This is a genomic window from Planktothrix agardhii, from assembly GCF_904830935.1.
Taxonomy (GTDB): domain Bacteria; phylum Cyanobacteriota; class Cyanobacteriia; order Cyanobacteriales; family Microcoleaceae; genus Planktothrix; species Planktothrix agardhii.
Window position 1 is genome coordinate 1 of the sequence record NZ_LR882955.1, and the last position, 21,939, is coordinate 21,939.

General features: G+C 38.6%; 19 protein-coding genes. 1 reads left to right on the top strand and 18 read right to left on the bottom strand.

The genetic code is table 11. The features are described from left to right. The 15 genes from cas1 to NMG88_RS21960 all read right to left on the bottom strand — a co-directional run. A partial coding sequence (gene cas1, locus NMG88_RS21890) for a CRISPR-associated endonuclease Cas1 (RefSeq protein WP_254035855.1) occupies window positions 1–749 on the bottom strand: 749 nt, incomplete at its 3' end. Window positions 750–755: 6 nt separating this feature from the next. Beyond that, a complete protein-coding gene (gene cas4, locus NMG88_RS21895; RefSeq protein ID WP_254035856.1) occupies window positions 756–1,337 on the bottom strand; it encodes a CRISPR-associated protein Cas4 in 582 nt (193 codons plus the stop codon). 80 nt (window positions 1,338–1,417) lie between these two features. Further along, window positions 1,418–2,431 (bottom strand): CRISPR system precrRNA processing endoribonuclease RAMP protein Cas6, encoded by a 1,014-nt coding sequence (cas6, locus tag NMG88_RS21900; protein ID WP_254035857.1) that lies wholly within the window; start codon window positions 2,429–2,431, stop codon window positions 1,418–1,420. Further along, a complete protein-coding gene (locus tag NMG88_RS21905; RefSeq protein ID WP_254035858.1) occupies window positions 2,409–3,143 on the bottom strand; it encodes a hypothetical protein in 735 nt (244 codons plus the stop codon). The genes cas6 and NMG88_RS21905 overlap by 23 nt, the downstream gene beginning before the upstream one ends. Continuing rightward, window positions 3,124–4,098: a DevR family CRISPR-associated autoregulator gene (locus tag NMG88_RS21910; RefSeq protein ID WP_254035859.1), complete on the bottom strand. Its 975-nt coding sequence runs from the start codon at window positions 4,096–4,098 to the stop codon at window positions 3,124–3,126. Before NMG88_RS21910 ends, NMG88_RS21905 begins: the two co-directional genes overlap by 20 nt. A 13-nt stretch (window positions 4,099–4,111) precedes the next feature. Beyond that, window positions 4,112–5,932, bottom strand: a complete 1,821-nt coding sequence (locus NMG88_RS21915; protein ID WP_254035860.1) for a hypothetical protein — start codon at window positions 5,930–5,932, stop codon at window positions 4,112–4,114. Window positions 5,933–6,034: 102 nt separating this feature from the next. Next, window positions 6,035–8,083: a CRISPR-associated helicase Cas3' gene (gene cas3, locus NMG88_RS21920; protein WP_254035861.1), complete on the bottom strand. Its 2,049-nt coding sequence runs from the start codon at window positions 8,081–8,083 to the stop codon at window positions 6,035–6,037. Further along, window positions 8,070–8,693 (bottom strand): DEAD/DEAH box helicase, encoded by a 624-nt coding sequence (locus NMG88_RS21925; protein WP_254035862.1) that lies wholly within the window; start codon window positions 8,691–8,693, stop codon window positions 8,070–8,072. The genes cas3 and NMG88_RS21925 overlap by 14 nt, the downstream gene beginning before the upstream one ends. Before the next feature lie 24 nt (window positions 8,694–8,717). Next, window positions 8,718–10,988 (bottom strand): TIGR03986 family type III CRISPR-associated RAMP protein, encoded by a 2,271-nt coding sequence (locus NMG88_RS21930; RefSeq protein ID WP_254035863.1) that lies wholly within the window; start codon window positions 10,986–10,988, stop codon window positions 8,718–8,720. 12 nt (window positions 10,989–11,000) lie between these two features. Continuing rightward, window positions 11,001–11,588: a type III-D CRISPR-associated protein Csx19 gene (csx19, locus tag NMG88_RS21935; protein ID WP_254035864.1), complete on the bottom strand. Its 588-nt coding sequence runs from the start codon at window positions 11,586–11,588 to the stop codon at window positions 11,001–11,003. After that, on the bottom strand, window positions 11,588–13,096 hold the full coding sequence (locus NMG88_RS21940) for an RAMP superfamily CRISPR-associated protein (protein ID WP_254035865.1): 1,509 nt from the start codon (window positions 13,094–13,096) through the stop codon (window positions 11,588–11,590). Before NMG88_RS21940 ends, csx19 begins: the two co-directional genes overlap by 1 nt. Window positions 13,097–13,100: 4 nt before the next feature. Beyond that, the gene (locus NMG88_RS21945) at window positions 13,101–14,702 is read right to left on the bottom strand and encodes an RAMP superfamily CRISPR-associated protein (protein ID WP_254035866.1); all 1,602 of its coding nucleotides are present in this window, start codon (window positions 14,700–14,702) and stop codon (window positions 13,101–13,103) included. Further along, entirely contained in the window at window positions 14,699–15,397 is a 699-nt protein-coding gene (locus tag NMG88_RS21950; RefSeq protein WP_254035867.1) for an RAMP superfamily CRISPR-associated protein, read from the bottom strand. Before NMG88_RS21950 ends, NMG88_RS21945 begins: the two co-directional genes overlap by 4 nt. Further along, on the bottom strand, window positions 15,390–17,099 hold the full coding sequence (locus NMG88_RS21955; RefSeq protein WP_254035868.1) for a Cas10/Cmr2 second palm domain-containing protein: 1,710 nt from the start codon (window positions 17,097–17,099) through the stop codon (window positions 15,390–15,392). The genes NMG88_RS21950 and NMG88_RS21955 overlap by 8 nt, the downstream gene beginning before the upstream one ends. 68 nt (window positions 17,100–17,167) lie before the next feature. After that, window positions 17,168–17,758, bottom strand: a complete 591-nt coding sequence (locus tag NMG88_RS21960; protein WP_254035869.1) for a PDDEXK family nuclease — start codon at window positions 17,756–17,758, stop codon at window positions 17,168–17,170. Window positions 17,759–17,820: 62 nt separating this feature from the next. Here NMG88_RS21960 and NMG88_RS21965 point away from each other — a divergent pair, with 62 nt between their 5' ends. After that, complete coding sequence (locus NMG88_RS21965; protein ID WP_042154442.1) at window positions 17,821–18,741, top strand: transposase family protein; 921 nt, start codon at window positions 17,821–17,823, stop codon at window positions 18,739–18,741. Window positions 18,742–19,094: 353 nt separating this feature from the next. On the opposite strand, the gene NMG88_RS21970 is transcribed toward NMG88_RS21965, so the two are convergent. Genes NMG88_RS21970 through NMG88_RS21980 form a run of 3 tightly spaced genes read right to left on the bottom strand, consistent with a single transcriptional unit; the run spans window position 19,095 to window position 21,845 of the window. Then, window positions 19,095–21,185, bottom strand: coding sequence for a GmrSD restriction endonuclease domain-containing protein (locus NMG88_RS21970; RefSeq protein WP_235752391.1), 2,091 nt, complete (start codon window positions 21,183–21,185; stop codon window positions 19,095–19,097). Window positions 21,186–21,199: 14 nt separating this feature from the next. After that, a complete protein-coding gene (locus NMG88_RS21975; RefSeq protein WP_254035870.1) occupies window positions 21,200–21,499 on the bottom strand; it encodes a hypothetical protein in 300 nt (99 codons plus the stop codon). 43 nt (window positions 21,500–21,542) lie between these two features. Further along, window positions 21,543–21,845 carry a hypothetical protein gene (locus NMG88_RS21980; RefSeq protein ID WP_042158671.1) on the bottom strand — a complete coding sequence of 101 codons (303 nt, stop codon included), beginning with the start codon at window positions 21,843–21,845 and terminating at the stop codon, window positions 21,543–21,545. Window positions 21,846–21,939 lie beyond the last annotated feature (94 nt).

Sequence of the window (21,939 nt, forward strand, 5' to 3'; positions counted from 1 at the left end):
CGCTTATGCAACACCGATAACACCAAACTATCCGCAACCAAAGGACGAAATTCTTCCATCAAATCCAACACCATTGCAGGTTGACCGCGACTGACTTCGTGTAAATAGCCAATATAAGGATCTAGTCCAACAATATGAACAGCCGCTGTTACTTGTACCCGCAATAAACCATAAGCAAAACTCAATAAAGCATTTACTGGGTCAGTGGGAGGACGACGATTTCGACCGGGAAAAGACCAAGGTTCTTTTAACAGTGTTGACCATTGGGCAAAATAATCCTTAGCCGCAATTCCTTCCACCCCGCGAACCTCATCCAACGTGGCTTTTTGAAAGACTAATTTTTTATGATCTTTCAAAGGAGTCTCAGCCAGGTGACGATATAAAAGCGTGGATTGATTTTGAATTTTAGCTGAGACAATTGCTTTAACTAATTCTAATCGGCGTTCCGTATCTCGATAAAGTTCATGCTGTGCTAACCGTAATGCACCATTACGAGAATATCCAGGTAAAGCACTCCCTAAGTATTTCCCAAAACTGGTTAAATAGTGAACAGGCATCCCCAATTCTAACGCATAAGTCAAAGCATCACCCGTAACTTGAGGATTGCCCATTAACACCACTTGTTCTACCGTTTGAGCCGGAACAGATTGCTTTTTCCAACTGCCATCTTCTTGCTTCATAGCAATTGTAAAGGCTTCATAGGTTTTACTCAAAATAGCTTCAGGTTGGGTTACATACAGAATAGACATTTTAATTTAAACTCCTTGACGAATGAGTGTTTTAACTTCAAAAGGTAGACAAATTCCCATTAAGCTGCAAGCTTGGCATTTTTTGGAATTCTCAATGGGAAAAGGGATTTTTCCGGCGGCGGTTTGATGAGCTTGTGCGATCGCATCTACAGTCATTTGTCGTAACTGAGGAGTAAACTTCACCTGTTGGCGACGGCGATTTCCATGATAGAAAATTTCACCATCAGGAATTTCTTTCCCGGTGCGTTCTTCTAAACATAAAGCCGCAGCACAGAGTTGAAAATGATCATTGAGATGTTGTGCCATTTTTCCTTTTTTATATTCCAAAGGAATCAGTTGACCCTCTCGTTCTTCCACTGCATCAATAATGCCACTCACCTTTAAATCTTCACTCCAAACCCATTGCTGACGATGAATAACCGTATCCCCTTCAATAGAAATCCCTTCTTCATTAATATTTTCATGGAGATAACGACCAATAATAATATGTTCATTATCCTCCATTTCCCCTAGTTGATATTCTAAATAAAATCGTCTAGGGCAATATTCCCAAGCATTTAGATAAGCTAACTGTAGATACTGTTTCATCTAATTTATCCAAATATTATGACTAGCAAGAAACCGGGTTTCTACACAAATCTTCACCTAAAAGAAACCCGATTTCTTAATTACTGATTGATTTTTGTCTGACCCATTCCCATCGAAGTTTTGCGTCCTACCCCAGCAAAACCAGCGAAATGAGATAAAGTTGTGGCAATTTGAGCTTGTTGAGGATCTAGAAATTGATAACGTATCCATCCTTTTGCCCCAATTTCGGGGTCAGATTTCATTTTCAAAGCCACCGTTTTTAAGTCATACGCACAAATAAATCCTTGCCATTCCACCGTAGGTAATCGATAAGCTTCGGGTGCTAAACTATTCCAACGGCGCAGCAGATTAGAAAACACTAATTCCGGTAATGGAAAGGGTTGAACTCTTTCTCCTTGTTTAAAGCTAGTAGGCGATAGAAATTCCAATTCAATGATATTTTTAGCAGGGACTTGCATTAAACTTTCATAACTAACAGAATGTTTAATATCAATCCATTTTCCTAAACGGCAAGGAATTTTTGTTAAGGTAATATCATTGCCAATATCTCGACTCATCCCCAATAATAGAGGGGCAAATAATTGCCGTTGCAATATCCCAATTCTGATATAAATTTGGTTTCGAGAGGGACTGGGTTTCGTTGCTAAAGTCAGGGGGAGAGGGTCTTGAAAATGCAGTTTTTCTGCTAAATCAGGACTGGTATTCGTTAACCATTGAAAGCATTGAGCATGAATCGCCCGTCCTAAAGTATAGGGTAAAATTTCTGAGGCAAAAACAGCAATTTCTAAAACGTGTAAGTCATGATTATCAATCTCGACTCCCGTTAATTCAAACGATTTTCCCTGCCATTCCAGCACTGTCCCTAAACTAATTTGTTGGAAAATCTGCTGTAAAAGCTCAGGATATTTTCTACAATCAGGTAAAGCCGCTAAAACTTTATGAACACCATTATGTTTTGCTAAAGGTATCCAAGTCGGAGAAAACTCTAAATCAGATAACCAAGTGGTTAATGGTGTCGTATTGGTTTTGTTACTGGGTCGTAACACAATATTCAATCCGGCAATGGTAGAATTAATTTCGTCGGTAAATGTCATATTTAGCACTACTGGCAATTAGTTGTAAGGGTAATAGTCCAGGGGAAATTACTCGGTCTTTGTCTAATTGAGCTTTATCATTAGAGTAGGGATTGATTTTGTTAAAGGTTGTTTTAGATCCTAAGTCATCCATTGGCTGTATTACAAAACTTTGTTCAGGACGGGGTTGAAATTGAGGGACAACTGTTTCTTGGGTTTCTTCCGGTAAATATTGAAAAAAACAACCTCGCTTGCCAAAATAGTTAATTTGAGGTAATAATTGCTTTAGTTCTAAACAGCGAGAAGTGGGGCCACAACAAATCTGTAACTTCCCTTCTAAATATAGCCATTCCCGAAAAACAAAACCATCTTGCATGGGTACAGTGGGTCTAGTTTTATCGGCTTTATCGGCAGTTTGGTCATAATACCGCAGTTTATAACCATTGCGATTAACCACTAAACGTTCTGGTGGTTGGATAAAGATTTGTAAGTCTCGAATCCAACTAAATTCCCCTTTAATCCAACGGTCAAAATTCGTTAAATTTGTCTTACCTTCCCCTTCTAATAACACTTTCAACAGTGCCATTTTAATCGCGTAGGGAGTTGGAACTAAATTTGACCGTGCCGCCATACTGGTTGCATCGGAGCGCTTCAGAGAAAATAAACTCACGGGTTGGTAACTAACGGTTAACCAGAAATCTGATTCTTTGGATTTACTCGATTGCTTCGGCATTTTCACTCTCCCAAGGTTGTGAAATAGCAATTAATTCTTCAATTCGTTTGGCAAACTCTGCCATACTTTCAAAGGTTAATAAATGTACGCTTCCTTCACCATTCATCCGATTTAAGGTGTTAGAAATACTTTCAATTTGATGAATGTAGGTTTCTTCTAAAGCACTCATCATCGGTGCAGGACAGCGACGGGTTGTAAAAGTAATCACGCCTTTAAAATGATCCGGGTGAGGTAAGTTGGTATTCCGTTTCGCGCCATTGGGTTGTAGATAAGTATAGAGAACACTTTTCAGCAAAGCATCAAGGCGTTTTTTGCGTTCAATTCCATCAATTACATATTGAAAACTATGGGGATTATAACCGATTCTAAACGCTTCGATATTCAGAACAGTTGCATATAACCCTGAGCTAATTTGTACATTATAAGGGGTCGGGTTATTTGTGCCATATTTAGCATGAAAATAACTTTGAGTCTTCACAAAACTGGGTAAACCCACCACCGCACCAAATTCAATTACAGACTCTCGTTTAAGGGTTTGTCCTTTCTTTTCTGTCACCATAAACCCTTGTAAATCGCTAATAGCACACAGTTGCAAAACTTTAGCGGTTTTAGAGGATAAATCCGTTTCTCCTTCTGCAAATAAAGAGGTTTTCTGTTTTTCAGCTAATTCAATATCATAGCCAATGCGGTCAGGATTGAGTTGTTGACCCCCTTGAGATAAAGATAATCCTGATTCAATCGCCACTCGATGTAAATGTTCTCCTTGGATATGTTTAATCATATCTCCAGAAACCCCATTTACAAACTTGGGTTCAGGGTCGCCTTTTTCTACTATATAGTAACGGCGAGTTAAAGACTGATTGCCTTCATTTCCTTCATTATTAAGGGCGTGTAATTGCCAAGATATCAACCCACTAATGGAAATAGAATACACGGGGAAAGTTTTGTTGGTCATGGTTGGATTCTCCTTATTCTTCTTCGGATGTTTCTAAATTTTTATCAGATTTAATGGTGTTATCAGACGTTTCTTGTTGAGAGGAATCGTGGCTTTTATTCCATTTAGCATAGCCATAAGCAATTAATAAATTAGCCACTAACACCGTATCAAATTCATCAATTAGTTCAATTAATCGATCTAAATCTTCCTTATAAGGTTGTACTCGCATTAAGCGTTTTCCTTCCTTCAGGTATTTTTCAGATAACCGCAAATTTTCATGTTCATATTTCCCTAAGAAATCAGTAATGGCACAAATAAAATCTTTTTTAGACCCAGATTGACTACTCAGAAGTTGGGCTAAACCATACTGACGTTGCCAATCAAGTTGTTTTTTGCCTCCATCTTTAGTAGAAATTTCACCCGCATAAACCGTTGCTTGGTTAATCGCTTTAGCAATTCTTAAAAAACTTGGATCTTTAGTAATGTTAGCAAAATTGCTATCCTTTTTGGTCATAATATTTAATCCATTTACTGAAAATAAACGAGGAGATTTTGTGTGAGGATTCGCCAATTGTTTAACAACATAATCAGCATAAATCACTTGAAAGCGGAAAAACTGACGAAAGCTGGTTCCGGTAATAAAATCCCGATAAGCTGCCAATAATTCGCTATGTCCTTCTTCAGCCGAGAGGGTAACAATTACGGAAATATGTTCTTTGATTACGTCTAAGTAATCTAATAAATCCTGATAATTATTAGGAATAATCCATCCAGGCAACCCTAATGTAAATAACTCTTTGACCCCATAAACTTGTCCTTTTGAGCCAAAGTGTGTTCCTCGAAATTCTCCGACAAAATCGTTAACGGATTTTCCCAAAAAGTTAAAAGGATTTTCGGGTTTTTCTTGAGCTTGTGCGGTATGGTTTTCTAACAACTGTTGACATAATTTTAACACTAATTCCGCATCAAAACGAGCAATTCCATGACCGCCACCAGGGGGATTAAATTGTCTTAACTGGTTAAGAATGCCACAGTATTTCTGTAAGGAAATATCTTTGGGTTCTAAAACAACGACCCGCCAATCATAAAGGTTTTCAGCAATTTTGATTCGCTCAGAAATCGCAAATTGAAATAAACCATTAGCAATTAACCATAAAGTTAACCAATCAATTTTTTGAGAATCAACTTTATTGCTATCCGCTTTGGTGCGGTTAACTCCCTGTACAGAAGTTGGAAAGTAAATTTTCACCGCCGAGGCATTTTCGGGTAGAGAAACACCTGTTTTTGATTGGAAGATATCAGCAACTTGTTCAGACCAAGGAGACTGACTAGACAGAGGATTTTGACTCAACACTTGGCATAAACTCGCCACCAACCAACCATAATGCTCTTTCAGTTTCCAACTTTCTTGCCATAAGCTATTATGGTTACGGTCATGGCGCATGGAAACTAGAATTGCACCATTTTGAGTTCTGGGGTCTGGGGGTTTGGGTGCTTCTTCCGTCCATTGAGTTTTACCCCCGGTTTGATAGCGATATTGTTGATAAAGTTTACGCTTTTCGACCTCCTGAACGACATCAAAAAAAGGAGTTTCCGCAGGCATCTGACTCCAATCCGTTTTCTGCCCTTTGACAGGCCGAAAGGGGTTAGTATAATCTAATTGTGCGAGCGCTTCTAAATTCAAAGGTCGTGCTAATTGAATTTGGTAGTAAGTTCCTTCATCAATTAACTGCATTTCCTCCCGTTGTTGGGTACGACGCAGAGCATCTTCTACAAGTTGGGCTAATCCCAATAAAACAAAGGTATCTGCATAGGTGTTAAATTGTTTGGGTATGAATAGTGCCTCAGTCATTCCTGTTAATTTTGTTTTGTTACTGCTATCTTAATCCCTGCCTGGAAGCGGGGTCTTCCAAAAAGGCTCTAATGTTTGAAAGATCACTAAAAAACAGAGGGTTTAAAGCTGTACAGAACGTTGGTCACATAGCCTTAATGCTCTGACGACTAGCCAATAAAGTTGTAAGTATTCCCAAGTGGAAAACCACATTAGGTCTAGTTTTTGAATAGGATAGCGGCTTAACGATAAATTCGGAGTTTGGCGTGGTAGGGGTAGAATATTAGGTAATCCACGAGTCAGATGTTGCCAACTATTTGCGATCACTTTTTGAGCTTCTGGATGGAGTATAATTTCTTTATTATTAATATCCTTATTTTCCCATCCTTTCGCCCAAGCTGAATGATGCCGTCCGGCGGATAAAATAATGCTGTATGCTAAACCAGAGATTTGCTCAGAGTCAGCATTAAATTCATTCTTCAATAAAGGAACAAGAGTATCCTGTAAGATATACTGAGCTAAAAATGCACTTTCTACAGCATGGTTTGGACGTTTATGCTGTTTTTCATAAGATTTAAGGGCTTGTTTTTGCTGTTCGTCTTCGGGGTTATAATCGGTGTGAGCTAGTAGGTAAGATTTAGGCGGTTTACTGTTAAAATCTTGATAAGCCCTGGTTTGCCATCCCCGCATTACTGTTTGCCATTGTTGCTGTAATTTCCCTAAATCATGGGTAAAAATAGCCAGTAATACTAAATATTGAAATAAGGCTTGAGTTTGAGTTAGGGTAGCATTCGGGAAAATTTTCTGTTGAATAAATTGTCCTCCAGTTTCTAGCAATTCATCTCGGACACTATTGTATTTTATCTCAATCCAAGCTCCATTTTTTAATACTTTTGTCTGAAAAGGATGTTGCCAACATTGCCACATACAACCCAGATGCCCCACATAAGTATCCATTCGATATTGATATTCACTAACCATTGATTTTAGAGGTTTATTCGGGGAATTAAAGTTATTTCCTTGTTCATCAATTTTTATTAAGAGTCCAATTTGTTCATTGTAATAGACATAACGAGGATTAACTAACAGTTGGAAGCTATTTTTTAAGTCATTATAAGAACGAATGGGAGTACAAATCGGTTGGGTATAAGTTTCAGGCGTTTTTCTTTTCGGGTGTTCAATTCGTTTAAATACCCAATCAATTTCATAACCTAAATTTTGAACCTCTTGCCAAACTTTACAAAGAGTGGTAATCGGAACAGAAAAAGATAATAGTTTTTTAGGGTCAATTTGAACGGAATCATCAAAATCAATTAAAATGGGTTCATTCCAAACAAATAAACTGCGACTATCTACAAAACGGATTAACTTATCAGCTTTATCTCGTTCTCCTCTTAAAATAGCGCCAGTAAAATTCTGTTCAAATTCAGCCCGATTGTTTTTTCGCTTTTCAGCTTGTAACAAATCATCAGCCCCATGTACTTGATTAATCCAACTTTGTTCTACCTCAAAACTAACCGTTTGATGTACTTTATTAGATTGAGTATGGGCTTGTACAACTTGCCAAGTTAATTGACACAATTCCTTATCATAAGGCAGAAAACTTTTCTTTTCTGGAGTTTGTAGTTCTTCAACTTCGGCTTCTGGGTTAAAATCTTGCTGGGATAATTCCTGATGTTCTGGATTAATTAAAATCTGCCAATAAACATACACTTCACCTTGTTCTTCTGGGAATCTAGCACAACGTCCAGCCCGTTGTAATAAAGAGTTCATCGGACAAAGTTCGGTGTGCATCACTTCACAGGTAATATTCAGTCCCGCTTCAATCACTTGTGTTGAAATCAAAACATGACATTGCCCATTATCTAACCTATTTTTGGAGAATTTAGCTTGAATTTCAGCTTCTTTTTGGGCGCGATGTTCGGGTAAAAATCGAGAATGTAACAAAGTTATTGTTAAGGTATTATCTTGATTAAGCTGAGTTAAATCTTGAAATAGTCCTTGAGCTTGGGAAACGGTATTACAAATAATAATAACTCGTTGGCGGTCACAAGTTTGGATATCGTTGAGGATAACATCAGCCGTTAAAGGATGGGAAATTGCCTGAAAAGTCCGATGGCGATTTCCTTCGATTTCTATTAAATCTGCTGGACTAACTTCAATTATTTCCATTGTTAATTAAACTTTGAATCTGTTGGGATACTTCATCGGTTAAAGTTGCTGTCATTAACAAAAAAGGTGAGATTCCTTTGACTTGTTGTAATAGTTTTAAAACCGTTGTAAAAGACCGATCTGGATCGAGTAAGTGCAGTTCATCAAATACTAAATAAGAGGCAAAAATAGCCGCAGCATTCACGTTAGCAGACCCACGACCAACGGAGTAGGGAATATTGAGAAAACTACTTAACATTTGGTCAATGGTACAGAAGATAATATCTCCTTCAAAACGAGGGTCTTCTGGGTTTTCTCCCGTTTGCAAGGTAACGGTTAAAGGTCGAGATAAGGGATAATGGGTTGACCAATTGTTAATTAGGGTTTCTGTGCGTTGGCGTAAACTGTTAGCTAGGGTTCTTAAGGGAACAACGTAGATGAGTTTATTGGGAAAATCGAGTTTTAGGGGTTTGGCGAAGAGAAAAGGAGCGATCGCCGTTTCGGTTTTTCCTGACCCGGTAGGAGCGCGTAGAAGCACGTCCTGGCGGTTGAGGAGATGGGCGATCGTTTCTAGTTGGAATTGGCGGGGAGGAAAGCCGGTGAGGGTGTGGAAGTGGTGGTTAAGGGTCATGGGAGGGGGTGGTGCGATCGCGTTTCAGGGTTTGGGTTTTTGTGGTCTAGCTAAAGGGTTTGGGTTATTTCCTTCAGAATTACTGTCAGTTCCCCCTCGTGAAGGTGACACAGGAGAGTTATGAATTCTGCGCGTATCTTCCCATCCTTTTCCTTTTATTTGTAAGGGACTTGGTAGAACTCGACGAGCTTTATATTCATTTGGATCGTCTCCCAGTCGAGGGTGTTTAGTACGCTCAATTTCCATATATCGCGTTTCATTGACTGGCGGAAAATCCCAACTCAGCATAGCTAAAAGCATCCGAATACGCGGTAGATCTTTCAACCTTAAATCTTTTCTGTCCGTACAGCCTTCTGGTAAATCTAAATCATCAACTCGCTCGATAATATAGCGCTCGAATGTTTCTACACAAGATTTGTATTCATCAGCAGTGGCAGTGCGATCGCCTGTTAACCAATTATCTTCATTAACATCAAATAGCTGGGTGTATCGCTGCTGAGGCTTATTCTGGGATCGTTCATTAAGGATAAGTTCGGATTTTTCAATGGTCACTGCACCCATTCCTAACGGTTTACCCATACCAAGAGACAAGCAATATTTTTCTTTCCCATCTAAATCAAGTAATTTTAGTTGGTTTGCATTGTCACTAGCGAGAGTCAATATCCACAGCAGTGTGCCCAATTCTACATTACTCAAATTTTCAAAGTTAATTGAAAACTCGAAGGTTACTCCGGCTTTGATAGGCTTGATTTCTGTGTACTGCGATCGCTTTTTTTCAATTTCCTCTGGACTCGCATCTGTTTGAATACCAGTTTTTACATCCCCTTTGTGCCAGTAAAGCTTATGTCCGCGAATTACAGTTTTACTACCGTAATGCTTGAGGTTTGGCTTTTCATCGGTAGTTTGCACTAAATAGTGCTGAAATGTAGTTGGTTTAGGACTAGCAAGAATCTGAGGTGTAATTGTTTCTTTAGTTAGCCAGATATCATCTTCATTAGCTACACATTGACCATCACTAATAAAAATACGCCCTGCACGAGACTGTTCTCGCTTCTCTTTCTTTGCCTCAGATGGAAGTTGTTCTTGTTTATCTTTTCCACGTCTGACAAATCCAAAGATTGCATCAGCTAAGTCTATTTTATCTGATTCACCTATTTGTTCGGGAATAAAATCAACTGCTGAAGCGGCTCTACCATCATTATTTGGAGAATAAGGAATGCGAAAATTAGGACTCTGGCCAAATAGTGTTACTGGCTCTGGTTCGCAGTAAAAAATAGGCAGTCCCTCTTGAATCACCCCCTTTTTTTTGTCAAAGCGATTTTTAGAATTGTTTTTAAATTGCTTTTCTTCTCCTTTCTGAAATTTAGTAAGTGCTTCCCGATAATCTCTAATTGCATCTGAGCTAATTTCAAGTCGCTTCATAGAGTGATCAACTTCTGCAATGATGTAATGATACTTGCGGCCTTCTTTTTTTCTAAGTAATTTTTCTCGTTCTCTTTCCGTAGCTTTTTCTAGCATATTTTCTAGCATATTACCGCTAGTAACAAGCCATCCAATTTGCCCATTTGTGGAATATTGATTCAAGTCTTCACTAACATTTATAGATGTTGCTGTTACCTCGAAGCTAATTTGAATGTACTGAGGAATATAACTAGCCTCTTTCATAAGAATTAGGGAAGGAACATGATCTTTAATATCTTCTTCCTTAACCTTAATAAAACTTTGATCTTCAATTTCTTGAGCAGGCCGTACAAACCACTTATTTTGATTTTTGTCAAATTCTAAGTAACCAGCTTTAACATTTTTAGCCATATTGCCAATGCAATCTTTATATAACTCCCTAAGAGGATCGTCAGTTTCAGCCGCAACTGCACGGAAAAAGAAGTTTTTCTGATCTGAAACTTTCTCCATTTTTCCAAAGCTGATAATTTCTACTAAAGTTCTCAACATTCCTCGTAAACTGCTACCAGGAAGGGCAGGATATGAATTTGAGGGATACTGAAAAAACTCAGCTTTTTTCTTACGCTGATCTGGTGTTAATTTTTCATTGGTTGTATCACCAAAACTGGAGAAATCAGTTGGAGTCAGACCACAACGAATATAAAGAGATGATTCTGTTTTTAATGTACATTCAATTGTACCAGTATGACGATCTGAGTAGTAGCGATCATTATCTCGTAATTTCCCATTACATTCGAGTTCTGCCTTTACAATTTTGCTTGGTAACTCCACAAAGTTATAAGGAGCAACTGCTTTACGATCATTATTTACTTCTTTTAAGTGTCTGAAATTCATTAAATTTTCTCCTTATTCAATAGATACAAGACGACTGATAAAAATTCGAGCAACTCCATCTGAATCGCAGCAAAAATAGTGATGTACTTCTAGTTTGACTGGACGTTTAAGTGCTTTATCATCTTTCTCAAAATTTATATTAATAAGAGGTACAGCGTGTTTTAATCCTTGAGAACCATCTGAAAGCAGGGTAAAACCATATTCTTTATTTTCTTGTCCTTCAGTTCCCCAAAGAATTTGAGATTCTGGGATTAAACCGATTTGTTCTTCAGTAATTAATTCTGATGCTTTAGTTTCAAGAATGAGACGCGATCGCCATTTTCCGTTACTATTCCATAGTAAGACTTCCCCCAGTTTTCCAAAAATTCGGCATTGTTGCAAAGTATTTAAACGTAATTCAGGAAAGTTACACTCAGGAAAAACCTCTCTAGCCGTTTTTAAAGTTCCGGTAGACATCTCAAATTTTCCCCAAATAACTCCATCTTCAGCATGAGCTAACAGATAGGGCAAATGATAATTTTTTGCTTGTTGCTTTAACCAATCCTGAAGCGACTGTTCGCTAAGGTTTTCAATTGATGTCTGACACAATTCCTGATTCATTACACTTCCTCCACAAACTTACTAACGAAACTTTCTAATTTTTGTTTGTCCTCTTCAGTAAATTTGAGCTTTCCATTGTTTTGAGAAATTACCCATTTTTGCTCTGACTTTTCTGGCTGCTGCCAAGTTATAGTAGCTTCTACTCCCTCTAATCGCCCCCTTCCAATGCTACTTGTACCGCCTATAGGTAAGTCACCCGTCCACAAATCTTTAAGTAATAGTAGCAGGAAGCCAATTTCATATTCTTTTGGATCGCGCAGTTCGAGTTTAAGTTCAATATGTTGGTTTTTGCTAGGAGGTTTAGATTTTTCTTTTCTATTTTTGGGTTTCTTTTCTTCCTCAGCTTTTTCAATTCCAAAAATAGGCTGTTCGCTAAATAATGCTCCGTGATAAGTACCTCCAGTGAAGCGGTCGATTGCAATTCGATTTTGCACTAATTCAGCCGTATTTTCTATAACACTTTCGTAAATAACTAGACGGCTCGCTTTTGCCTGTTCTCCTTCAACAATACCAAACAGATCATAAACAAGTTGCAAATTTTTACCTAATGTATTTACGATTCGTTCGGCTCGGTGCCACATTACACCTGCTAAACTTGTACCTGAAACAATAGGCTGAAGTTTTCCCTTTCTATTAGAGTGTAAATGTACAACATCAGGCGATCGGTTATTTTGAATTAAGTCTTGACTGGAGCGAATGAGTAAAGGAGTAGCTAGTTTAAATTTAGCATGGATGGAAAGGCGATCGCGCTGATCAATCTGTTGTTTGAGCGATCCTCCTCCCAGTGCGACTACAATTGATTCAAATGACTTCCTTTTATTGGATAATTCCCTAGTCCAGTGGTCAAACTTTAACCACTCGATTCGGTCTTTATGCTTTTGTAAATCAAACTCCCAAACTTGCCACTTTTCTATATGACAACGACCAAAACCTCGACGTTTTTTCATCCCCAGGCTAATTTCACCTTTCTCTAATCCCTTTAAAGCAATAGCGAGTGCTTTTTTTAAGTCAGCTTCATCTTTTTCAATGAGTAACTCAAAATTGAGTAAAAATTCTGTTCCGGCTTCCAGCAATTCTAAATCATATTTAGCACCATCTTCTGCTGTACCTATTGCACTTTTAATCTTCACTCCATCCCGTAATTCAATCACTGGAATTGTACTACTAATTGCCTCGTCAATAATTAGAGGGCTTTGATTTTCTTCCTTTGGCTCGTCACCTTCGTAACGAAACAGATGACCAAAAAGTTTAGTCGCTAACCCTTGACTAATTTCACTTTTCCCATAACCTTGTTCGTATTCATGTAAATAGTTCCGCAAAGCACCGGCAATTGATGAACCTGTTAACAAAGCGCGATCGCTGATGCTATCCCTGAGTAATGGTAAATCAGTGGGACTATCTGCATCACCACTTCCTAAACAAGTGGGTGTATCCAATACCAAAATACCCCGAATAATAATTCGTTTGGTAATTAGACGATGATCGGATCTTTGTAAGTTTTCAATCATTAATTTACTCCTTAGTTGCTTTTTTTGCAATTGCCATAATTAAAAGTAATGTGTACTTATCTGCTAACTCTTTAGTTAAATTATAGGATTCTCCAGCAATCGTAACAGGTGAAACTTCGATCCAACCTGACGGGTTTTCTATCCACTCTTTAATTTGTTGTTCAATTGGTTGTTTAATGGATTGATTACCTATTTTTGCATATTCAAACTGATCGCTTGCATTGGATGGTAAATTACCCAGTAAGTCGCTAACTTGCTGAAGATTGGGCTTATTTCCCAGTTCAGGATCGTTAAGTGCTTTCCTTGCAACAATCATCAATCGAGAAAGTTGGCTATTGCTAATATTTCCTTCTATGTTAAATCGACTAACTTTCTGACGTAATTTTTCATCTAATTTTTGACAAAATAAACGTTTTGCCATTTCCTTCGCTAACTTTGCTGATTTTGAACCTGTTGGAAGTTTGGAGAGATCTGTAGAACCGGGTTCTGATCCCGGTAAAGTAGCATCAAATTCTGGACTCTCATCCAAATGCAACCAGTTAACTGCAACCCGTCCAAAACCTTCAACGGTTCTTTCTCCAAGTCCATAAAACTCTAAATCTTTGACTCGCTGTAAATCAAGCGATAAAGATTGAAAAACAAAAACACTTCCTAATGCAATCGCTGGAACTTGAGGCAAAGGTAAACCCCATTTTTTATTAAACCCTCCTATTAAAGTGCTAGACATATAAGCTTTTTGTAATTGTAATTGTTCAGGATCTATATCTAACAATTCTGCTAAAAGTTGAATCGGGGGTTCTACTACATATTGACCGCAATCATTTTGCAAAATCATATCGCTCAGAAGAGTAATTTGGAAATATTTACTTTCAATTCTGTTTTCCAGGCTTTGCTTTTCACCGATTTCATCCAAAGTTTCGTGAAATTGAATTCCACTGATTTTAATATGTCCATAGCCTGCGCTTTGAGAACCACCTAACCAAATATTATCATTTTCCTTAAGTAACTCTTCCAAGACTTGCTTATCTTTTTCTTCACATAAAATTACCGATTGAAACTGCTGATTAGCGTCTAAAGCTTCATAACGAAATACTTCGCCTACTGCTTCTGTTGATCTGCCTTTACTACGATGTCTTTGGTTATGAATATTAATGCGACGTTCTTCTTTATACAGTATAACATCTGTATAATTATCTGTATAATTAACGCTGCAAAACGGCTGTTTTACTGGCTTTGGTGAAATACCAGAATCTAAATTAGCTAGTTCCATCCGGCTCAAATCATAAATTTTCATTGGTGGTTCTTCTCCTTTATTTTGAAACCAAGATCGAGGTGTTGGTAAGCTTCGAGGTTGATGTTCTTCCTTAGTGACTAAATACGCATTTAGGTAACGAACTTGACCCGAAAAAAATAAATGTCTAACCTGAGTATCAGCCAGAATATCATCCCCTATATCGGGATTTTGTTTGAGATAGCGACCAATTAAAGCACCTCGAATCATGCTCCCTGGAATATATTGATAGGAAACATCACTGTTAGGATCTCCTTGAAAAGATGTCGCTAATATAGGCTGTTGAGTATGAAGGGTAAAGGTAATTGCACTCATGCTTTTGTCTCCTGTTCAAAATAACCTAAATGTTTTGTAGTAATTTCTTCGGGGTTTTGATTTTCTTGCCTTTGCCATAATGTACATTTAACATGACCTCGGCCTCGATTTCGTCCACTTCCAATACGACGCAATGCGAGTATACTTACAGCTAAAAGAGCTAATATTTTCTCTGAATCATCGGATGGTTTTAGATTTAAAGTAATGGGTGCTGTAAAACATAGTTCTCGCAAAACAACTCGACTAGAACGTAAACTTTTATCTTTAGCAACACCCTCTTTAGAATCAATTGCTGTTTGTCGCCGAAAAGTCGTTAAAGATGAAAGAATATCTGTGGGAGTCAATGTTATTTCTCTTCTATATTGTTCTAGTTCAAATTGCTTGGCGACTTCTCTACGCAAATCTTCGGGTAAACAAGCGTCCCCAACGTGCATTCTGGACTGGGTTTCTATTGTACTTCCTGCTGTACCTAACAAGCTATTTCTAGCGTTTAGCCAATGCTGATGAGGATCGGGAATTAAGCATAATAAATTGTCACATTCTTCGCTTAATAATCCTTTTAATGTACGTCCTCGCAAATAAGGAAATCCATAGGAATCGTGTTCAACTTCTTGGTCAATTAAACCTGCGACTCCATCCCCACGTCCGAAGGTGGTATCACTTAACAGTTCAATATTTATAAAATAATTACTCATGCTTTACTCCTGATAAGGGAAAATAAAATTCCATTGCTTCAATTGCATCAAAATAACCGCAAACTCTTTCTTCTTTACCATCATCAACCCAACCTCTTGTCTTTAAGTCATCATAAGAAGTATGCTCAAAAGAGGGTAACTCTTGCATTCTGTAAAGATGCAAAAATTGTTGAGTTGCATCTGAACCTTTGCGTAAAACTTCTCTTAAGGCAATAACTTTATTGCGTTTATCCCGCCAATCATCACCTATATTAAATTCCCTCACAACAGCTTGAAAATCATCCCAGTTTTGCCATTCACCATCTTCTCCTTTAAGTCGAATCGGACGCATGGTAAGATTTTTTTCTTTTTTAGAACTATTAACCTGATATTCCCGCTTACGAATATCACCCAGAGAACCGATTAAACCACTCGCAGCAATATGCCAATCTAAGGCAGAAAATCCACCTTCTCCTTCGCGTACCATTTTCTTTGCACTACCACACAAAGACTCACTTAATTCATAAGCACGCGCAAAAGGATAATGAGATTTAACAATGCTAATTCCAGCACAAGCTGTTAATTTTTCTCCATCTACTGCCGTTTTTTCAAATTCTTTTAAGAAAAGAGTCGCTAGAGTTAATCCTAATCGTCCATCACAAATAAAGGTGACATCATCTCCTCCATAAACGAGGGGACGAAAAGGTAGGTAAAATTTGCCATTTTCAGGATTTTTCTTCAGTTCAATTTTACTAAATAGCTGACCTTCTGTATCAAGCCAATTAATAAAACCACCTTCGGAATTATGCTGAATAGAATTAACAAGTGTTTTTATAACGGTTATTAAAGCATCTTTACCTATTTTATTAACGCTCCAAGATAACTCGCGCATTTTGGTAATATATTCTCGGTTGGTTGATGCTGTTTCACTTTGTTTTTGAAAGCGATCGCCCATACTATTCCCATCAGCATGAACAACCGCAACATAACTAGATTCATCCTGAGTTCTACCCAAATGATCGGCGCGAAGCGGAAATTCATAAAAATCGGGGACAACTCCCGCAAAAAACTTTTCCAGCTTTTCATTAGCGTTTCTGACATTTTTTAGTTTGTACTTAACTTCTGTAGAAACCCAATATTTATCCTCTTTAGGTGCATCAAATTGATCGCTAGTTCCTATGGCTGGTAATTGAGTCGAATTACAAGATGCTGTTACCCCCAATCCTAACAAGGGGACAGAAGGAATACGTTGTCTTTTTTTTATTTCGAGTTCATTTTTCATTAAGTCGTCAATAATATTTCGTAGAGGTTGCTCTTTGTCATAAAAATCAAATTTTTTGTGAGCAACAACTAAATTCAGTCCAGGCGATTTCTTTAAAACTCGACGACTTAAATTTTTAGTAAAATCTACAGCATCATCATGGGATGTAAAGAGTAAAACTGCATTACCTCCACCTGCATAAATAACTTCAGCCGCTAAGTTTCCATCTTCAATATACGGCTTGGCATTTGGTTCAGGCTGTGATTCCTGACACTGTTCAGATAATTCAGGATCGGGAAAATAAAAAGGTTTACCCAGTTGAATCAATGCTTCTTTGACCCATTGCTTAGTGGCTTCTGCAATTAAGTAAGATGCACCAATATTTTCTCTGAGTCGGTTACTCCCAAAAATATAAGGTTGAATCCCAGTGGTGTCAATAATTGTAGCTGTATATTCAGTCATTTTTTATTCCTAAAAATTGTTTATTTAGGCAGTTGCATACTCGCCTTATTGCCGAACATATAGTCTTGTCACTTTCCAGCATTACTTAAAATCCACAAATTCAGTTTTTTAGCAAATTTATCAGCATTCATTAAATCTTTTTTACCAAAAACTTCTATTTTGCTGTTTTGCACTATAAAACTAATCTCTTTCTTCAATCGTTCAGTATCTTCTTCATAACAAGATACTAAAGCGACTCTAGCTTCATCTCCTCCAAGTTGCTTTGCCCGAAGATAAGCTTCAAAAAGTTTTTCCTTACATAAGCTATGCTTACTTGTCATTGAACAAGAAATTCCAAACAGTTGATACCCTCTCAAAAAAGCTACATCAAACTCAAATTGATCTTGATCTCTTGACGAATCCTCTGGATCTTGAATATGTAACGATCTTTTGATTTCTTGTATCTGATATTTGCTGGCAATCTTTTCTACTTGCCACATTACATAGTCTTCCAACCATCCACTATTAAGCCATTCATAAATTTGACTTAATTTGAACCCATGTTTTTCTTTCACTAATTGAATATTAATCTCTTTGCCATCAAATTCCCATTTCAGAATATTGCGAAAAATTTCTTGGATGTCTCCGGGAATTTCGATGATTTTACTCTCATTAGACATCTCCAAAATAGAAACGGGGAGGGATAGCAAGATGGTAAAATTGGATTTTACCCCAATGAGAGATGAGTAAATTAAGAGACTATCTGGACAAGAATCCCCAGCAAGCAAAAAGGCTATTAGGGATGGAATACGAACAGCTAATAAAACTTATTCAAGCCGCGGAGTTATTAGAGCAAGAAAGACGGCAGGAACAGGAAAAAGCTAAGATCAGGTTGATTAAAGCAGGCGGGGGTCGTCACCAGAAATTGTCTGTGGAGGAACAAATCTTACTAACTCTAATTTATCTGCATCAGATGCCGACATTTCAAATGTTAGGGTTACAGTTTGAAGTGAGTGAATCAACAGCGAATGATATTTTCCATAACAAGATAAAAATCTTGAGAGAATTACTGCCAGCCAGTTTAGTTGAGCAAATAAAAAAAAACGAGAGTGATTGGGAGTGGGTAGAAAAAATTCTGCTGGAATTTGAGTTAGTAGTAGATAGCTATGAACAGCCCATGCAAAGACCAACAGACAATGAAGAGCAAAAAAAATATTACTCAGGAAAGAAAAAAACACATACCTTTAAAAATCAAGTCATTGTCATGCCAAACGGGAAAGAAATAGTGGATATAGCTGTGGGTTATACCGGAGCAACAAGCGATCTAAAATTGTGGAGAGAAAGAAGGGAGGAATTGGGGAATAATCAAAAATACAGAGGGGATAAAGCTTATGTAGGGGAAACAGCAATTAATACACCATATAAGAAACCGAGGAATCAAGAAATATCGCTTGAACATCGAGAAGAAAATCGGTTAAAAGCCAAACAAAGGATTGTAGTCGAACATTTAATAAGACTGATAAAAATTTATCGAGTTGCTTCAGAAAGATTTCGGTTAAAGAGCCAAAATTATGAAGCAGTAATCTTGACAGTATGTGGACTAATAAGATGGCGAATAGGAGCGATTGTATTATTATCTAAGAATTGCCCAGAATGCTTTTAAAAAATGATTGAATATCAGAGATAAAATTCATTAATTATTATTAATGTAACTGAAAAAGCCTATGAATCCGTTACTTTGGGAGAACCAGGCACAGGAGTGCTAGAGGTTCAAAAAGTAGCGATAGAGAGCATTTGGGAATTTTCGGAGATGTCTATTGGGCAAGTTTGAAAGACTGAATAGTGTTAACAGTGGATTTAAGTATCCAAAAACTAGAATGTTTCAGTACCATTTTTGGGCAAGTTTTTAAATCATTAAAAGACATTTTGCAATATTTGTTTACAAAGTGTCCCATTTTGCACATACCTCGGCGGCTACCCAATTCAGCTTGGAGGAAAGCAAAGTTACTCATTGGACTACTCTATGCCTCCCATCTGTCTTTCAAGTGACTGTCGCACCAACCCTATCACATAAGGCAACTCCTCAAGCGATTTCAGACTAACCTCTACATCACCATTACCCCAGCGCCCTACACTCGATACATCTTTGCAAAGGCCTTTGGGATCATTGATTTCGGGAAATGGCATATTTAACGAGATGCGTAACCGCTTGGTTTGCGGTACTATATCCACAAAGTTGGACTCTGCTTTGTAGGCAACGTAAAACTTGAGAAATTCCTCGGTCACGCAGTCATCAAGCGCCTGAACTTCTTTCCTGAATACTTTAAACACCTCTGCCATTGGCCCCGAAACCAAAAGTGGGTGATTTTCTATGGTATAGCCTTGTTGGGCGGGCTTGGATTTATAGCACTCAAGCACGCTGGTTTCTAGTTTAGGGGCTGCCCAGACATCGAGTGCTATGGTAGAAAGTCGGTCTGCCCGTTGCCGGATGGCATCTTCATCCCACTGTTCTACCATTCCAAGCCGCTGATTTAGCTTCAGTGGACTTTCTTTAAAGCCTCCTGGCATATCACGCTTTTGAGCAAATGTTTTGTCACTGTATTCCGAGTTGTATCCGGTAAGAGTCAGGTTGCCGATGGTGTGTAGGTAAGTCTGCTGAATTCGCTGCCACTCTCCACCCAGTGCTGTCTTCCAGGCTGAAGAAAGGTTTTCGTTCTGGGGCAGAATGTGTTCGATGGTGTACTCGTCCACCAACACTCGTTCCTTGCGGTTGTGATTTTCCAGACGACGAATCCAGTAACTGCGACTGCGGAATTGGTAGAGGTCTTTGGTTTGCAGTTCGCGCTTAAACTCCTCATCGTTAGGAAAGCGCCGATATGATGGCAATAGAAGCAAGTAAGCTTGAATGCTTTCGATGTAGCGATCTTTCTTAACAGCTTTTGTGAGGGTGGCGAAAGTTTTGTTTTGCGAGTTACTAGGGATGGCACAGATGGCACGACGGAATACATAGGATTCAACCAGCCGTACTGCTGTCAGAAAGTCTGCCTTGGGAAAATCACCCAAAGCATAATCGTGATAAAGCTCCAAGAGGAAGGGGTAAGCTACATCCACTTTCAACTCTCGCAGGTCTTGGAAGGCTAATCTAAGGTCAGGGTCTGGTTCAGCGCCCAAGGTCATGGCGCAGTAGTAACGGGCAAACGTGCGAAGATCTGCTACCATTGGCTCCACCCCAGCCTTAGCTACATCCGGCGACCGGGCGTGAGCTTTGAATGCTTCATAAACTTCTCCCTGATTAGGAATATTACCAGTTTTCACTGTTAAAAAATGGCGCATGAAGCTATCGAACTGTGTACCATAAGCCTCTTGTCCAAACTCTACTTCCATAGGTCGCCAATATTGCTCATAAAGCTTAGTCTGGAGGTGAGGTTCCAGTCCCATGAGGATGTAGTTACGGATTAGATCCGCTTGACTTAGCTCACGACCAGTTGAGTTCATACTCTCAAAAATGAGTTGTGGATTGTCCTGATCTCGGCTAAGGGCAACATCTACAACTAACAGTTTTGCGAGTCCTTTGCATATAGTCGCTAGATTATCCTTATAATCTTTAATTAACGACTCGAAAAGCTTTAAGTTCTCTGTCACGCGGATGGAATAGTTTTTGGGTTGCTCAGATTTATTGAGAATGGCTATAAGTGAATCCTTATCTGTTTGCGAAAGAATCAGTTTGAAATGCTGTTCTCCATCTTCTTCAGGGTTAAGTAAATAATAGTTTCGTAATTTGCGCTGTGAAAAACCTTCTACTGGCTCAGTATCATCAAGGGCATTAGCCAGTGCTGTGATTAATAATGTAACTGTTGTGAGGCGTTGCTGTCCGTCAATTACCAGCAGTGGTGACTGGCTTATTACTTGGGAAAGTCCTTTTTCGATGTAGACAATAGAGCCAAAGAAGTGAGTAGTAATGTCATCGTTGGAGCCAGTACGCAGGATGTCATCCCACAACTGCCGACATTCCTTTTCTGTCCACGAGTAGGTACGCTGGTAGATGGGAATAACGAACTGGGGGGACTTCTTGATAAAGGCGAGTAGTTTGGCTTCGGTGGCTTTCATGTTACAACTCTCCTCTAATACAATATTTCGGATTCATCTATTTCTTCCCCGTCAATTATTAAAGGAGCACGAGGCAAAGGATCATCCATAACTGTCCCTTTAAATGTTTTAGCCATCTCCGTTGCAATCAGCCAATCAGGGTCGGGAGTTGCAGGGGAATTTAACCAGAAGAAAGGGGAATCTGGGTCTATTGCGCCCATTTTTTCTATTGCCAACATATTATTAAGGATTTCGGCATAATGTGGGGTTGAAGATGTCCAAACTCCATTCTCAACAACTGCCACTACACCATTGATTTTGATACGATAGGCCATTATCCTCTCCTAACTATAGCCCCAAAATAACCCTTGATTTCAACTACTCAGGTGCAGTTTCCTTGGAGTCTTTCGGTTTTTTCTCAAACACTTGAATTGCGGGGTCAGCCAAGACAAAGCCATCGGGAGTAGCTTCTCCCAGTTTCCCAGCAATCGCAGCCACCCACATCGGAAAATTCGCTTGCGCTTCCTCTAGTTTTTTGAACATTTTTGGCTTCACTGTCAACGTGAAGATTCTGCCATCACAGTCAACCGTAAATTGCTTCCAGTTATTCTCAACCGTCTGAACATCCGTTGGAAATTCCGTAATTTTAAGGGTTAATTCCAGCTTCCCTGTAACTGCCATATCTTAATTGAGATGATTTCAACACCATCCCGATTATAAACCCAAACGGGAGTAACGCTTTCCATTAATTCCTTAGCGTAAGTTTCTGTTTGAC

What these genes read in the sequence shown, in the direction of transcription:
- cas4 (WP_254035856.1), bottom strand. Translation starts at nt 1,337, where the DNA reads ATGAAACAGTATCTACAGTTAGCTTATCTAAATGCTTGGGAATATTGC.
- cas6 (WP_254035857.1), bottom strand. Translation starts at nt 2,431, where the DNA reads ATGACATTTACCGACGAAATTAATTCTACCATTGCCGGATTGAATATT.
- NMG88_RS21905 (WP_254035858.1), bottom strand. Translation starts at nt 3,143, where the DNA reads ATGCCGAAGCAATCGAGTAAATCCAAAGAATCAGATTTCTGGTTAACC.
- NMG88_RS21910 (WP_254035859.1), bottom strand. Translation starts at nt 4,098, where the DNA reads ATGACCAACAAAACTTTCCCCGTGTATTCTATTTCCATTAGTGGGTTG.
- NMG88_RS21915 (WP_254035860.1), bottom strand. Translation starts at nt 5,932, where the DNA reads ATGACTGAGGCACTATTCATACCCAAACAATTTAACACCTATGCAGAT.
- cas3 (WP_254035861.1), bottom strand. Translation starts at nt 8,083, where the DNA reads ATGGAAATAATTGAAGTTAGTCCAGCAGATTTAATAGAAATCGAAGGA.
- NMG88_RS21925 (WP_254035862.1), bottom strand. Translation starts at nt 8,693, where the DNA reads ATGACCCTTAACCACCACTTCCACACCCTCACCGGCTTTCCTCCCCGC.
- NMG88_RS21930 (WP_254035863.1), bottom strand. Translation starts at nt 10,988, where the DNA reads ATGAATTTCAGACACTTAAAAGAAGTAAATAATGATCGTAAAGCAGTT.
- csx19 (WP_254035864.1), bottom strand. Translation starts at nt 11,588, where the DNA reads ATGAATCAGGAATTGTGTCAGACATCAATTGAAAACCTTAGCGAACAG.
- NMG88_RS21940 (WP_254035865.1), bottom strand. Translation starts at nt 13,096, where the DNA reads ATGATTGAAAACTTACAAAGATCCGATCATCGTCTAATTACCAAACGA.
- NMG88_RS21945 (WP_254035866.1), bottom strand. Translation starts at nt 14,702, where the DNA reads ATGAGTGCAATTACCTTTACCCTTCATACTCAACAGCCTATATTAGCG.
- NMG88_RS21950 (WP_254035867.1), bottom strand. Translation starts at nt 15,397, where the DNA reads ATGAGTAATTATTTTATAAATATTGAACTGTTAAGTGATACCACCTTC.
- NMG88_RS21955 (WP_254035868.1), bottom strand. Translation starts at nt 17,099, where the DNA reads ATGACTGAATATACAGCTACAATTATTGACACCACTGGGATTCAACCT.
- NMG88_RS21960 (WP_254035869.1), bottom strand. Translation starts at nt 17,758, where the DNA reads ATGTCTAATGAGAGTAAAATCATCGAAATTCCCGGAGACATCCAAGAA.
- NMG88_RS21965 (WP_042154442.1), top strand. Translation starts at nt 17,821, where the DNA reads ATGAGTAAATTAAGAGACTATCTGGACAAGAATCCCCAGCAAGCAAAA.
- NMG88_RS21970 (WP_235752391.1), bottom strand. Translation starts at nt 21,185, where the DNA reads ATGAAAGCCACCGAAGCCAAACTACTCGCCTTTATCAAGAAGTCCCCC.
- NMG88_RS21975 (WP_254035870.1), bottom strand. Translation starts at nt 21,499, where the DNA reads ATGGCCTATCGTATCAAAATCAATGGTGTAGTGGCAGTTGTTGAGAAT.
- NMG88_RS21980 (WP_042158671.1), bottom strand. Translation starts at nt 21,845, where the DNA reads ATGGCAGTTACAGGGAAGCTGGAATTAACCCTTAAAATTACGGAATTT.